This window comes from Acinetobacter sp. ABJ_C5_2 (assembly GCF_044538485.1).
Taxonomy (GTDB): Bacteria; Pseudomonadota; Gammaproteobacteria; order Pseudomonadales; family Moraxellaceae; genus Acinetobacter; species Acinetobacter nosocomialis_A.
In genome coordinates this window covers 305,592-320,513 of record NZ_JBIUCS010000001.1, presented here as the reverse complement: position 1 = coordinate 320,513, position 14,922 = coordinate 305,592, and the positions used below count along the sequence as shown (strand labels likewise).

Genomic DNA, 14,922 nt, shown 5'->3' with positions numbered 1-14,922 from the left:
ATATGAATATTTCTAAATTTTTTATTGATCGGCCGATCTTTGCTGGTGTGTTATCAGTACTGATTTTACTTGCCGGTTTACTGTCGGTATTTAAATTACCGATTTCGGAATACCCCGAAGTTGTTCCACCATCTGTGGTGGTACGTGCTCAATATCCGGGTGCAAACCCGAAAGTCATTGCTGAAACTGTTGCTTCTCCGCTTGAAGAATCCATCAACGGCGTTGAAGACATGCTGTATATGCAGTCTCAGGCAAACAGTGACGGTAACTTAACCATTACGGTGAACTTTAAGCTTGGTATTGACCCAGACAAAGCTCAGCAATTGGTTCAAAACCGTGTGTCTCAGGCCATGCCTCGCTTACCTGAAGACGTACAGCGTTTAGGTGTCACTACGTTAAAAAGTTCACCTACCTTAACCATGGTTGTGCATCTGACTTCACCAGATAATCGCTATGACATGACCTACTTGCGTAACTACGCGGTGCTCAACGTAAAAGACCGCTTGGCTCGTTTACAAGGTGTAGGTGAAGTCGGTTTATTTGGTTCGGGTGACTACGCAATGCGTGTGTGGCTCGACCCACAAAAAGTAGCGCAACGTAATCTCACAGCCACTGAAATTGTGAGTGCAATCCGCGAACAAAACATTCAAGTTGCAGCAGGTACCATTGGTGCATCGCCAACAAATTCTCCTCTACAACTTTCAGTGAACGCTCAAGGTCGTTTAACCACTGAGCAAGAATTCGCAGATATCATTTTAAAAACTGCACCAGATGGCGCTGTCACTCGCTTAGGTGATGTTGCTCGTGTTGAACTTGCAGCTTCACAATATGGCTTACGTTCATTACTCGATAATAAACAAGCGGTTGCCATTCCAATTTTCCAAGCGCCAGGCGCTAATGCTTTGCAAGTTTCTGATCAAGTGCGTAGCACGATGAAAGAACTTTCAAAAGATTTCCCATCTTCAATTAAATACGACATTGTTTACGATCCGACTCAGTTCGTACGTGCCAGTATTAAAGCGGTTGTTCATACCTTGCTTGAAGCGATTGCACTGGTTGTTGTGGTTGTTATTTTATTCTTACAAACATGGCGTGCTTCAATCATTCCATTACTTGCCGTACCAGTTTCAATTATTGGTACATTCGCGCTCATGCTTGCTTTTGGTTACTCAATCAATGCACTTTCACTGTTCGGGATGGTACTTGCCATCGGGATTGTGGTCGATGACGCTATTGTCGTCGTCGAAAATGTCGAGAGGAATATTGAAGCAGGCTTAAGCCCAAGAGATGCAACTTATCGCGCGATGCGAGAAGTGAGCGGACCGATTATTGCGATTGCTTTAACGCTCGTTGCCGTATTCGTACCTCTTGCCTTTATGACAGGCTTAACAGGGCAATTTTATAAACAATTTGCCATGACCATTGCCATTTCAACTGTTATTTCGGCATTTAACTCCCTTACTCTATCTCCTGCTTTAGCAGCCATGTTACTAAAAGGACATGACGCCAAACCTGATGCATTAACACGCCTTATGAACCGTGTATTCGGACGTTTCTTTGCACTGTTTAACCGCGTATTTACCAGAGCGTCAAACAACTATGGTAAAGGCGTAAGTCGTGTTATCTCTCATAAAGCATCGGCAATGGGTGTATATGCTGCACTTCTAGGTTTAACCGTTGGTATTTCTTATATTGTTCCGGGTGGCTTCGTACCTGCTCAAGACAAACAATATTTGATTAGCTTTGCTCAATTACCAAATGGCGCGTCTTTAGATCGTACCGAAGCTGTCATTCGTAAAATGAGTGACACTGCTCTTAAACAGCCTGGTGTAGAAAGTGCAGTTGCCTTCCCTGGCCTATCAATTAATGGTTTTACCAACAGCTCAAGTGCCGGTATTGTCTTTGTGACCTTAAAGCCATTCGATGAACGTAAGGCTAAAGACTTATCTGCAAATGCAATTGCTGGTGCGCTCAACCAGAAATACTCAGCTATTCAAGATGCTTATATTGCGGTTTTCCCACCACCACCCGTAATGGGCTTAGGAACTATGGGCGGCTTTAAACTTCAACTTGAAGACCGAGGTGCCTTAGGCTATTCAGCCTTGAATGATGCTGCTCAAAACTTTATGAAAGCAGCACAATCAGCTCCTGAACTTGGCCCAATGTTCTCAAGTTATCAAATTAATGTGCCTCAACTAAACGTAGATTTGGATCGTGTAAAAGCTAAACAGCAAGGTGTTGCTGTGACAGATGTTTTCAACACCATGCAGATTTATTTAGGTTCTCAGTACGTTAACGACTTTAACCGCTTTGGACGTGTTTATCAGGTTCGAGCACAGGCAGATGCCCCTTTCCGTGCTAACCCTGAAGATATTTTACAGCTTAAAACTCGCAACAGTGCGGGACAAATGGTGCCATTATCTTCATTGGTGAATGTAACTCAAACCTATGGTCCAGAAATGGTAGTTCGTTATAACGGTTACACATCAGCCGATATTAACGGTGGCCCTGCACCGGGTTATTCATCTAGCCAAGCAGAAGCTGCAGTTGAACGTATTGCTGCACAAACTCTACCACGTGGTATTAAGTTTGAATGGACAGATTTAACTTACCAAAAAATCTTGGCTGGTAATGCAGGACTCTGGGTATTCCCAATTAGTGTATTACTGGTGTTCTTAGTTTTAGCCGCTCAATATGAAAGTCTAACTTTACCTTTAGCAGTCATCTTAATTGTGCCGATGGGAATTTTAGCTGCCCTCACTGGGGTTTGGCTCACCAGTGGAGATAACAACATCTTTACCCAAATCGGTCTGATGGTACTGGTCGGGCTGGCCTGTAAAAATGCCATTTTGATTGTTGAATTTGCGCGGGAACTCGAAATGCAAGGAGCAACTGCTTTTAAAGCAGCCGTTGAAGCAAGTCGTCTTCGTTTACGTCCAATTTTAATGACGTCTATTGCATTCATTATGGGTGTAGTCCCATTGGTTACTTCAACTGGCGCAGGTTCTGAAATGCGTCATGCCATGGGTGTTGCAGTGTTCTTCGGAATGATCGGGGTAACTTTCTTTGGTTTATTCCTGACTCCTGCCTTTTATGTCCTGATTCGTACACTGAACAGCAAACATAAATTGCATTCGGCGGCAGTTCATGAAGCGCCTTTATCCACCCCACATGATCATTAAGGAGGACATTGATGACTACAGCAAAACAAAGCTTGTTATTGTCCTCACTCATGGGAAGCCTGCTCCTTGCAGGCTGCTCTTTGGCTCCAGAATATCAACCTGCAAAAGTGATAGTTCCTGTCAAATTTAAAGAGTCAGACCCTAAACTTGAAGATAACAACTGGAAAATTGCCCAACCTGCCGACCAACAAGTTCGAGGTGAATGGTGGCGTGTTTTTAATGATGCTCAATTGAACGAGCTAGAACAACAAGCGATTGCCGGCAACCAAAATCTTAAAGCGGTGGCAGCCAATATTCAGGCTTCACGTGCAATACGTTCGGCAGCACAAGCTGAACGTTTGCCAAGTATTGGTGCTGGCTTTGGCCCAACTCGTCAAAAACCCTCTCCTGCTTCATTGGGTTTAGATGACAATGCCCATACATCTGCACAAACCTTATGGCGTGCTCAAGCCAATGTTTCATATGAGCTCGATTTATTTGGTCGTATCGCCAGTAGTGTTAATGCAGCAACAGCGGATCTACAACAGCAAGAAGCTTTATATCAGTCGGCACTTTTAGCCTTACAAGCAGATGTTGCACAAGGTTATTTTCTCATTCGCCAACTTGATGCTGAACAAGCAATTTATACTCGTACTATTAAGTTACTTGGTGAGACACGAGATCTCGTTCAAACCCGATTTAAGAATGGTTTGGTCAGTGAATTAGATGTTTCTCGTGCACAAACTGAACTTGCAACAGCTCAAACCAATGCACTGAACATTGCTCGTAGTAGAGCCAATGCAGAGCATGCGCTTGCAGTATTATTAGGCAAAACACCAGCTGACTTTAGCTTGGCTGTTCAACCTTTAACTGCAAATAGTCTTCGTCTTCCAGCTGGTTTACCTTCAAGTTTACTTGAAAGACGACCTGACATTGCCGCTGCTGAACGTGCTATGGCAGCAGATAATGCGCGTATTGGAATTGCCCGTGCAGCTTTTTTCCCGAAAGTTAATCTAACGGGTGCCTTAGGTTATGAATCTTCAAGTTTAAGCGAGTTGGGTAAATGGTCGAGCCGTACATTCTTGCTTGGTCCAGTCGCAGGCACTATTTTGTCTTTACCATTATTTGATGGCGGACAACGTAAAGCAGGCGTTGCTCAAGCACGAGCAGCTTATGAAGAAAGCGTCGCCAACTATAGACAAACTGTACTAAACGCATTTCGTGAAGTTGAAAATGGTTTATCTGATCAAAGAATTCTCGATCAGCAAATTCAGGCTCAAAACCAAGCACTCTCATCGTCTCGCCATGCAAATCAATTGTCTCATTTACGTTATCGAGAAGGTGCGATTAGCTATCTTGATGTGATTGACTCCGACCGGACTATTTTGCAACAAGAACAATTGGCAGCCCAGCTGAAAGGTGGCCAAATCATTGCAAGTGTAAACTTAATCCGTGCTTTAGGTGGGGGTTGGAATAATTGATATAAAAAAAAGCGCCTTACGGCGCTTTTTTTTATACATACAAATTATTTTGCATATACAGGGAATTTTGCACAAACAGCTTCAACTTTCGCTTTTACATCAGCAATAACTTTTTCGTCACCTTTGCTGTCAATCACGTCAGCGATCCAACCAGCAAGTTCACGAACTTCAGCTTCACCAAAACCACGAGTTGTTACTGCTGGAGTACCGATACGGATACCAGAAGTCACAAATGGAGAACGTGGGTCATTTGGAACTGAGTTTTTGTTCACAGTAATGTGAGCAGCACCTAACCAAGCATCAGCATCTTTACCAGTTACGTCTTGTTTGATTAAAGATAACAAGAATAAGTGGTTGTCTGTACCGCCAGAAACAACATCATAACCACGTGCGATTAATACTTCAGCCATTGCTTGAGCATTTTTCACAACTTGTTGTTGGTAAGCTTTAAAGTCATCAGACATTGCTTCTTTGAAGCAGATTGCTTTAGCAGCAATCGCATGCATTAATGGACCACCTTGGTTACCAGGGAATACAGCTGATTGAAGTTTTTTCTCGATTTCTTCATTCGCTTTCGCAAGGATTAAACCAGAACGTGGACCACGAAGTGTTTTGTGAGTCGTCGTTGTCGTTACGTCAGCAATTTGAACTGGGTTTGGATATACTCCAGCAGCAACAAGACCTGCAACGTGAGCCATATCAACAAAAAGGTAAGCGCCAACTTTGTCCGCGATGTCACGGAAACGTTGCCAATCTACAACACGGCTATAAGCAGAGAAACCAGCAACGATCATACGTGGCTTGTGCTCTAACGCTAAACGTTCAACTTCTTCGTAATCGATCTCGCCAGTTTCAGAGTTTAAACCATACTGAACAGCGTTATAAGTTTTACCAGAGAAGCTTACTTTTGCACCGTGAGTCAAGTGACCACCGTGAGCCAAGCTCATACCCAAAACTGTATCGCCTGGGTTAAGAAGTGCTAAATAAACAGCAGAGTTAGCTTGTGAACCAGCATGTGGTTGAACGTTTGCGTAATCGGCACCAAAAAGTTCTTTAGCACGATCAATCGCCATTTGCTCAATAACGTCTACATACTCGCAACCGCCATAATAGCGTTTGCCTGGATAACCTTCTGCGTATTTGTTAGTAAGTTTTGATCCTTGCGCTTCCATCACAGCAGGAGAGCAATAGTTTTCAGATGCAATTAACTCGATATGTGCTTCTTGACGCTCACCTTCAGAAGCAATAGCTTGAGCTAATTCTGGATCAAATTCAGAAATGGAAATATTGGCAAACATTAGCGGGGGTCCTATAAATTAGGGCTTTTAAGCCGTGCTAAGATTGCGGCATATTGTAGCATGAACTTTATAATTAAACAGAATCAAGTTAGCTCAGTTTTAAATAAAAATGGCTCAATTTTTATAAAAAATGAGCCATCAAATCTAAAATAATTTATAAACACTTAAAAAGCTTTTATTTAATAATTTTCTAAAGTTAAATTTAACTTCTCTAAACAACAAAAAAACTTTAAATATCAACTACTCTTATTGAGCTGACAACAAGTTTTGCACATTCCCAACAATGTTATCTACATTATTGCTCATAGCCGTCTCATGGTCCCAGTTACCCGTTACATAGCTATTAATTTTTGTGCCCACGACAGTGGCATTAGATATCAAAATATCAGTCGCTACTTTAGGAACCGTTGTATCAGCTAACCCCTGATAAATAATAATTGGGGTAGATACTTTTGTCTGCAGAGGTTGAGAATCTTTATCTAAGAATGTTTTTACGGTTGGCACAGCCATAAAGTTAGGTTGTGTACGCGTAAAACCATCTAGTGTGCCGCCATGTGTTGCTGCGTAGGTTTGCATATTAACTGCCAAGGCTTGGCCCAATGGCCCTGCACAAATCGTTTCTGCCTGCTGTGCAGTACTTGCTGTTTGTGAAGTAAATACCTGTGAGTAATCAAAGCTTGGCTGTGTATTTCGAATACCCGCTGTAACTAAAGCAGTATATGTATCAAGCTGTGCATACATCGGAATCTTTTTATCCAAAGTTGCATTGGCAACAGCTTGTTCTCCTGCAGTTAAAATGAATCCCAAATTAGAAGCTGGAGCTACCACTACCGTACCTTTATAGTTTAGCTGTGCACGGCTTGCATATTGTGCAGCGCCCAATGCAGCATGCCCACCCTGGGAGTGACCTACGGTGACCCATTTGTTCGAAGTCAATAAATTACGCTGAGATAAATAATTGCGTGTTGCAACCACGGCGTCAGTAATTGAATAAGCTTCACTTTTAACATTTAAGAATGGATGTATGCCTGCGGTTCCTAAGCCCTCATAATCTGGAGCAACCACTACATAACCTGCCGCAAGAAGTTTACTAATTAAATCTTTAGTACTGTCTGTTAATGCCGATTTACTCGGTGCACATGCATCTGCAACCCCCGTCGTGCCATGTGCCCAAACCACAATTGGCCAACCGCCTGCTGGTGGTGGTGTCGTTGGTGTAAATACTAAACTGGTTGCCTGAACCTCTTGCCCACTTTGACCTAACATTTTATAAGTTAAAATACTACTTTCAGCAGCAACTGATCCTAAGTTAGTACTTGTATAAGCATCTACCTTAACCACTGGGTTTTGAATATTATTGGCTGGTGCACCAGATGGATCAGTAGTTGCCGGACTGTCATCACTACTTCCATCTCCACATGCCGTCAACAATAAACTTGTACTAAGAACACTGGTCATGAACAGTTTCATTTTCATTGATATATCCCTTAAATTCGATTTTTGTTGTGCTTTACTTTTTAATGAACATTTTAAATGTCTTACAAACAATTACGCCTAATCTTCATTTTTCGCAAGTGATATTTAATCAAAATGAGCAGCTAAATTTTCTACTTTTTTAACATAAATTGCATTTGATAGCTCATCTAGCCTTACTCCATGTTTTAAAGTAGATAGCCAACTGTTAACATTGATGGTTACTTGTAATTGTTTAAAGGTTCAAAAGATGCAAGCCATTATTTTAGATACAGAAACTCATACACTAAATGGTTTGCCTATTGAAATTGCATACGCTCCCATTGAACTTAATGTGGGTAAACTCACTTTAGATAAAAGCAAATTGTTTGATCAACTCTATCAGGTGGGAGCTCCGATCTCTTATGCTGCAATGGCGGTCCACCACATCTTGGAGTCTGACCTAGAAAACCAGCCTCACTATAAAACCTTTAAATTACCTGATAGCACGACTTATATTATTGGTCATAACATTGATTATGATATTGCTGCCATTGCTCGTTGTGGCGTTGATGTATCTCATATCAAACCGATTTGTACTCTAGCTTTAGCACGTAAAGCTTGGCCAGATGCTGAAGCTCATAATATTTCGGCTCTCATTTATATGATTTCTCAAGGCAGCAGTAAAGCGCGAGAATTACTCAAAGGTGCACACCGTGCCGATGCGGACATTATTTTAACTGCCAATATTTTGATGCATATTATCTATCATTTAAATATTCAAGATATTGAAGAGCTTTACCAAGTTTCTGAAGAAGCCCGCATCCCCACGACTATTAATTTTGGCAAGCATAAAGGTACGGCAATTTCTGAACTGCCAAAAGACTATATTCAATGGCTTCTACGTCAAGACGAGCTAGATGTCTATTTACGTAAGGCTCTAGAAAGCGCATTTTAAAGACTTAACTTAAATAGATGATATTCATAAATTCTTCATCATATTGTCATTTTTGAGTTTTATCGTTAACCCCATTTATATTTTATTAAGAACAGTACTGTTTGATAGAAAAATTCAAACAGGCTGCTTCATTTTTTATATTGGGGAAATACAATGTCTGGTTTTTATAGAACCAATTTGGGAAGAGTTGCGCTTCAACAACGTAATATCACGTTAAATGCAAAACAAAGACGTTTACTTCTATTAATAGACCATGAAGATTTTCAAAGCCTCGATCCCGAGTTTAAGAAACGGATTGCCCCACCAGAGCTAATTCAACAGCTCATTGATTTAAAACTCATTGCTACTTCTAACGAAAGTTATTTAGAGTTGACCGAACAAATATCTCCCCCAGAGTCATCTGTAACGACTAAAGAAGTACATCAGAAAAATATTGATGAGAATAAAAATAATGATTTAGTTGGAGAAATTCAGATTCCTCACTCAACATCTGAGACGTCTTCAAATATAGAAAATGGCCAGCCATCTATTCCAGTTCAACAACTGTCTTTTGAAGAAATACAACTATTAATGAAACAAAGCTTGAGCCAGTACTGTGGCCTTATGGCAAAACCACTTATTCACAAAATAGAGCAAATAAAAACGCTTCAAGAACTTAAAATGTGCCAAATGCAATGGATTACCAGTTTACAGGAGTCACGTATTCCTCCTCGTGAGCTAGCACATACGCTTCATTCTATTAATTATTCAATTCAGCTTATTCAACAACGCGTCTAAAATAGAACAAGCTGCTGTTTAATTAAGCATTAAACTCACTTGGTACGTATTTCGTGCTTTACCTACCAGTGTTTTTTTCCTATGATGTGCCCCACACATGTGCGCTCGTAGCTCAGTTGGATAGAGTACAGGTTTCCGAAGCCTGGGGTCGTGGGTTCGATCCCCGCCGGGCGCACCAATTTATATATAATAACTTCATAAATTTATCCCAATTTCATAAAATTCCGACTATTTTACTTGGTTTATTAATCATTATCGCTCAAAATATACCCCTCTTTCATAATGTGAGAATTTCATGACTGATGCTTTGGTATTAAAAGATTTGTCCAAAACATATCGTAATGGTTTTCAGGCGTTAAAAGGTATTAACCTCACTGTGCCTGAAGGTGAATTTTATGCGTTGTTAGGCCCAAATGGTGCCGGCAAATCAACAACCATTGGTATTATCAGCTCCCTCACAAAAAAGACCTCAGGAACAGTTGAGATTTTTGGGCATAATCTCGACACTCATCCATCCTTGGCAAAACAACAGCTTGGCGTTGTTCCTCAAGAATTTAACTTTGGGCAGTTTGAAAAAGCATTCGATATTTTAGTCACTCAAGCTGGCTATTACGGCATTCACAAAAAGATTGCCGAAAAACGTGCCGAACATTATTTAGAAAAACTTGGCTTGTGGGAAAAACGCAATATACAAGCACGTATGCTGTCTGGTGGTATGAAGCGCCGTCTAATGATTGCCCGCGCCATGATGCATGAGCCTAAACTTCTTATTTTAGATGAACCTACTGCTGGTGTAGATATTGAATTACGCCGCTCTATGTGGGATTTTCTAACCGAAATGAACGAAAGCGGTACTTCTATTATTTTGACTACACATTATCTCGAAGAAGCAGAAATGTTGTGTCGTCAAATTGCTATCATTGACCGTGGTGTTATCAAAGAAGATACCAGCATGAAAAGTTTCTTAAACCAGCTGAGTGAAGAATCTTTTATTTTCGATTTGGCAGAACCGATTGCCCCACTCCAGTTAAATATTATTGGTGTGAAGTTCAATTTAATTGATAGCAGCACTTTAGAAGTAACAATGGATAAGGCACATACATTAAATGACTTATTCCAACTTTTAGAGTCACAAGGCATTCGTGTTCGTAGTATGCGTAACAAATCAAATCGCCTTGAAGAGCTATTTGTCAAAATGGTTGAGAAAAATCTTGAAGGAGAGGCAAAATGAACTTTAACCAACTGCAAATTGCCCTCTGGACTTTAGTTCGTAAAGAAGTACGCCGATTTCTTCGCATTTGGCCCCAAACCTTATTACCACCTGCGATTACCATGAGCTTGTATTTTGTCATTTTTGGTAATTTGGTTGGCTCACGTATTGGACAAATGGGCGGCGTAAGCTACATGCAGTTTATTGTGCCTGGCCTAATCATGATGGCTGTTATTACCAACAGTTATGCGAACGTTTCTTCCAGTTTCTTTAGTGTGAAATTCCAAAAAAGCATTGAAGAGCTCATTATGAGCCCTGTGCCATTACATATTATTTTATGGGGCTATGTCATTGGTGGTATTTGTCGTGGTGTTCTAGTTGGGGCCATTGTTACCGCGATGAGTATGTTCTTTACTGACCTTTTTATACATAACTGGTTCGTAACTATATATACAGTCTTAATTACATCTGTTTTATTTTCCTTAGGCGGCTTTATTAATGCGGTCTATGCAAAATCTTTTGATGATATTTCTATTATTCCAACATTTGTACTTACTCCACTCACCTACTTAGGTGGTGTGTTTTATGCCATTAGTGCACTTGGTCCTTTTTGGCAAAAACTTTCTTTAATTAATCCTATTGTGTATATGGTTAATGCTTTCCGTTTTGGCATTTTAGGTCATAGCGACGTGAACGTTACGTTCTCTTTAATCGTTGTGACATTATGTTGTGTTGTACTTTACGGAGTTGCTTACTATTTACTTGCTCGTGGTTCAGGAATGCGTGAATGAGTGTCGAACAGTCTTTATTGGGTAAAGAAACCCAGTATCCAACCAGCTATCAACCCGATGTGTTATTTCCAATCGCACGTGCTCAATCTCGTGAAAACTATTCACATATTGAAGGCATTACCCAAGGTAAAGATTGGTGGCATGTTTTTGAAATATCTTGGTTAAACTCGGACGGTATTCCGCAGGTTGCTATTGGTAGAATTACCCTGCCAGCTTCTTCACCAAATTTGATTGAATCAAAGTCATTAAAACTTTACTTCAATAGTCTTAACTTCACTCAGTTTGACTCTAAAGCGTTATTCATTGAAACAGTTGAAAAAGATTTATCGGCTGCGGCAGGCGCAAAAGTTGAGCTAACGCTATTTCAAGTAGATGATCTCGATATTTCCAAGCCACAAGGTATTTGTATTGATGATCTAACACCTGAACGTTTAGAACAACATCCCGATGCATCGCTTTTAAAATTAGATGAGTCTGGTGAAGAAGTTGAAATTGAACTGTATTCTCATCTTTTGAGAAGTAACTGTCCAGTCACGGGACAACCTGATTGGGGTACAGTTTTTATCCGTTTTAAGGGCAAAAAACCTTGTTATCGTAGTCTTTTAGCTTATATTATCTCGTACCGTCAGCATAACGGTTTCCACGAACAGTGTGTTGAGCAAATCTTTGCAGATGTTTGGCAAAATTTGCAACCTGAAAAGCTGATGGTTTATGCAACTTATACTCGCCGCGGTGGACTTGATATCAATCCTTGCCGAGTATCGGATCTATCATGGATGCCAAAACCGATTCGATTGGCACGACAATAAAACGAATAATTTGAGGATACACCATGCCGTTTTTTGGTTTTACCCCTTCTGAAGGCTTATTGAACGATATGCAGACTGGAATTGCGAATAAAAATTCTAGTGAACCGCTATATCCACTTCGAGACAAAATTGCTTTACAACTCAATGAAGAAATTATTGATAATGTACTGATTCAGTTAGTACAACATTTCCCAGCGAGTGAAAAAAGAGATACTGCCGAAAAACTTGCTGGTTATGTCAAATCTACAGTTGCCGTACTTTTAAAGCAATTACTCAGTAAAGCACCAAATGACGTTGTTAAACAGTCAGTTGAGTTTTCAGAGAAAAGCTTATTTAAAGATCCACAAGGTCAATATAAAGTTGGTGTAGCTTTAGATGCTAGCTTAGTGACTAATTTGAAGCATAATTTTGCTGAGCTTCAAGCAGGTAATGACATTAATAAAGCAGCATTAGCGGAACTATATAAGCAGTTTGGCGATGCTATGGTTAGACACTTTATGTCTGATTTTAACAAGACACTAGATTTAGGCATGATTAAGCGTAAAGCAGCCGATATTGGTGCTGCTGCTGTTACTAAAGCGGTTCATATCGCGATCGATAAACTCATTCCAAGTTTAAATCGCACTGAACTAAAAGCGATGGCTGAATATCATGATGGTCTATTCTTTAACTAATAGAAAATAGACTATCGGAAACCTGGCGAGAGCCAGGTTTTTTTATTGCAAAATATTGATATACATTGCCATAAATCAGGTTTATGTTAGCATGCGCCAAGCACTGATTGACCTAGTTAAAGCCGCATGTCTCCTAGTCCACAATATAAATTTTTACGCCAAGCTCCTCGAGATGGTCTTAGTACTGCCATGCAACCATCACGCTGGCAGCAACTTCATATTGACCCTTGGTTATGCCTATTTTTATTCCTAAATGCTCTGTTAGGTTTAACGGTACTATATAGTGCATCTGCGCAAGATGTAGGCTTAGTCAGTAAACAGGCCATGAGCTTTGGTATTGGCTTTTTAGTCATGATTGGTCTTGCTCAAATTCCCCCTAAGGTTTATCAAGCTTTTTCACCCTACTTTTATTTATTTGCACTATTTTCCTTAATTGGAGTTATGGTCTTTGGTGAAGTTCGTATGGGGGCTAAACGCTGGATCGATATTCCGGGTTTCGGAAGTGTGCAACCCAGTGAATTCATGAAAATTGGCATGCCAATGATGATTTCATGGTTTTTAGCACGCAAACCACTTCCCCCTAGCTTTTCTCAAGTTGTTTTATCATTAATGTTAATTGGTGTTCCATTTCTACTGATTGCAGAACAACCTGACTTAGGAACATCCCTACTCGTATTAGCGAGTGGTATTTTCGTACTATTTTTAAGTGGTCTATCTTGGCGTATGATCGGCGCAGCAGCAGCCTGTGCTGCTATTGTTATTCCAATTGCGTGGGAATTTCTTTTACACGACTATCAACGTCAACGGGTTCTAACACTACTTGACCCAGAAGCAGATGCATTAGGAACGGGCTGGAACATTATTCAATCTAAAACAGCTATTGGTTCTGGTGGTTTCTCAGGTAAAGGCTTTCTTGAAGGTACGCAGTCACATTTACACTTTTTACCCGAAGGTCATACTGACTTTATTATTGCGGCTTATTCCGAAGAATTTGGCCTGATTGGCGTACTTATATTAGTTATTCTTTATTCAGCTATTATTTTTAGAACATTCCAAATTGGTTTACAGAGCTTTCATAATTATGGCCGCTTGGTTGCTGGCGCCTTTGGTTTGTCTTTTTTTGTTTATGTATTTGTAAACGCAGGAATGGTCAGTGGTATTTTACCTGTAGTGGGTGTTCCTTTGCCTTTTATGAGTTATGGCGGTACCGCTATTATTACTTTAATGGCCACTTTTGGTTTAGTTATGTCTATTCATACACATCGATAATTTGGAATTTTAAAAAGATATGTTGTCTCAATTTGTTAATAAAACTTTAAAAGTACTCGCCTTGTGTACTGGCCTAGTGAGCACAAGTCATTTTGCTCAGGCCAATGATTTTGTAAATGATCCTAATTATTTAAATTTTAAACAAAAAGCCATGAACACTTATGGTCTAAGTAGTGTACAAATTGATGCCGCAATGAGCGGTGCAAAAAATTTACCAAACATTATAAATATTATGACTCGCCCAGGTGAAAGTAAGCCTTGGTACGACTATCGCTCTATGTTTTTAGTTGAAGGCACTATTCAGCGTGGTGTCCGTTTTAAAAACCAATATGCAGATGCACTTAACCGAGCTGAACAGCAATTTGGTGTCTCTCAAGCTGTCATTTTGGGTATTTTAGGTGTTGAAACAGGATATGGAGCCAATAAAGGTTCTTTCATCACTCGTGACGCGCTTGCGACATTAGCGTTTGGCTATCCGCGCCGTGCTGATTATTTCAGTGATGAATTAGCTGCTCTGATTGCATGGACGTATAAAGAAGGCTACCCAACTAGTAGTATTGTTGGCTCTTATGCTGGAGCAATTGGCTATCCACAGTTTATGCCAAGCAATATTAGTAAATATGGAGTCGATTTTGATGGTAACGGCCACATTGATTTACGAAACTCTGCGGAAGATGCGATTGGGTCAATCGCAAATTACTTAGCAAAACAAGGATGGCAGCGCGATCAGCCGATTGGTTTTATGGCACGTTACACAGGTTCAAATCCAGAAAGTATTATTGCTAAAGACCTGACCCAACCTTCTCCATATGGCGTACTTAAAAATCAAGGGATTTCTCCATTAAACCCTTTAGTTAAAATTGATGACCTAGATATGGTAAATGTTATTCAATTACAAGACTATAATGGTCCAATTTATTATTTAACCTATCCGAATTTTCAAGTAATTACGACTTATAACAAAAGCCGAATGTATGCGACTGCTGTATGGTTGTTAGGCACAGAAGTAGCTAGCCGATAGGCTAGCTTTTTGATTAGTTTA

At 40.2% G+C, this 14,922-nt stretch carries 12 protein-coding genes, 1 tRNA gene and 1 pseudogene; 12 read left to right on the top strand and 2 right to left on the bottom strand.

What is annotated here, in order from left to right; genetic code table 11:
* Window positions 1–2: 2 nt before the first annotated feature.
* Both adeG and adeH read left to right on the top strand, forming a co-directional pair.
* A complete protein-coding gene (adeG, locus tag ACH8JV_RS01500) occupies window positions 3–3,182 on the top strand; it encodes a multidrug efflux RND transporter permease subunit AdeG (protein ID WP_396519333.1) in 3,180 nt (1,059 codons plus the stop codon).
* 11 nt (window positions 3,183–3,193) lie between these two features.
* Window positions 3,194–4,642: a multidrug efflux RND transporter outer membrane subunit AdeH gene (gene adeH, locus ACH8JV_RS01495; RefSeq protein WP_396519331.1), complete on the top strand. Its 1,449-nt coding sequence runs from the start codon at window positions 3,194–3,196 to the stop codon at window positions 4,640–4,642.
* Window positions 4,643–4,686: 44 nt separating this feature from the next.
* Here the strand turns inward: adeH and glyA are convergent, their stop codons facing one another.
* Complete coding sequence (glyA, locus tag ACH8JV_RS01490; RefSeq protein WP_191028968.1) at window positions 4,687–5,940, bottom strand: serine hydroxymethyltransferase; 1,254 nt, start codon at window positions 5,938–5,940, stop codon at window positions 4,687–4,689.
* Between the two features lie 60 nt (window positions 5,941–6,000).
* Here glyA and ACH8JV_RS01485 point away from each other — a divergent pair.
* Window positions 6,001–6,078: pseudogene (locus ACH8JV_RS01485) on the top strand (hypothetical protein); the annotation flags it as partial.
* A gap of 108 nt (window positions 6,079–6,186) precedes the next feature.
* Here the strand turns inward: ACH8JV_RS01485 and ACH8JV_RS01480 are convergent.
* Window positions 6,187–7,416, bottom strand: a complete 1,230-nt coding sequence (locus tag ACH8JV_RS01480) for an alpha/beta fold hydrolase (protein WP_396478461.1) — start codon at window positions 7,414–7,416, stop codon at window positions 6,187–6,189.
* Between the two features lie 247 nt (window positions 7,417–7,663).
* On the opposite strand from ACH8JV_RS01480, the gene ACH8JV_RS01475 reads away from it, so the two are divergent.
* From ACH8JV_RS01475 to mltB, 9 genes are all read left to right on the top strand, one after another.
* Window positions 7,664–8,350: a 3'-5' exonuclease gene (locus ACH8JV_RS01475; RefSeq protein WP_396478459.1), complete on the top strand. Its 687-nt coding sequence runs from the start codon at window positions 7,664–7,666 to the stop codon at window positions 8,348–8,350.
* Between the two features lie 153 nt (window positions 8,351–8,503).
* The gene (locus ACH8JV_RS01470) at window positions 8,504–9,127 is read left to right on the top strand and encodes a hypothetical protein (RefSeq protein ID WP_396478457.1); all 624 of its coding nucleotides are present in this window, start codon (window positions 8,504–8,506) and stop codon (window positions 9,125–9,127) included.
* Between the two features lie 101 nt (window positions 9,128–9,228).
* Window positions 9,229–9,305, top strand: a tRNA-Arg gene (locus tag ACH8JV_RS01465).
* A gap of 117 nt (window positions 9,306–9,422) precedes the next feature.
* The gene (locus ACH8JV_RS01460) at window positions 9,423–10,358 is read left to right on the top strand and encodes an ABC transporter ATP-binding protein (RefSeq protein ID WP_004700452.1); all 936 of its coding nucleotides are present in this window, start codon (window positions 9,423–9,425) and stop codon (window positions 10,356–10,358) included.
* Entirely contained in the window at window positions 10,355–11,128 is a 774-nt protein-coding gene (locus tag ACH8JV_RS01455; RefSeq protein WP_077165428.1) for an ABC transporter permease, read from the top strand. The genes ACH8JV_RS01460 and ACH8JV_RS01455 overlap by 4 nt, the downstream gene beginning before the upstream one ends.
* Window positions 11,125–11,937: an NADPH-dependent 7-cyano-7-deazaguanine reductase QueF gene (queF, locus tag ACH8JV_RS01450; protein WP_396478454.1), complete on the top strand. Its 813-nt coding sequence runs from the start codon at window positions 11,125–11,127 to the stop codon at window positions 11,935–11,937. Before ACH8JV_RS01455 ends, queF begins: the two co-directional genes overlap by 4 nt.
* Window positions 11,938–11,960: 23 nt before the next feature.
* Window positions 11,961–12,611, top strand: coding sequence for a hypothetical protein (locus ACH8JV_RS01445; protein ID WP_004700442.1), 651 nt, complete (start codon window positions 11,961–11,963; stop codon window positions 12,609–12,611).
* A 126-nt stretch (window positions 12,612–12,737) separates the two neighbouring features.
* Window positions 12,738–13,880 carry a rod shape-determining protein RodA gene (gene rodA, locus ACH8JV_RS01440; RefSeq protein WP_019457155.1) on the top strand — a complete coding sequence of 381 codons (1,143 nt, stop codon included), beginning with the start codon at window positions 12,738–12,740 and terminating at the stop codon, window positions 13,878–13,880.
* A gap of 19 nt (window positions 13,881–13,899) precedes the next feature.
* Window positions 13,900–14,901 (top strand): lytic murein transglycosylase B, encoded by a 1,002-nt coding sequence (gene mltB / locus ACH8JV_RS01435; RefSeq protein ID WP_396519329.1) that lies wholly within the window; start codon window positions 13,900–13,902, stop codon window positions 14,899–14,901.
* Window positions 14,902–14,922 lie beyond the last annotated feature (21 nt).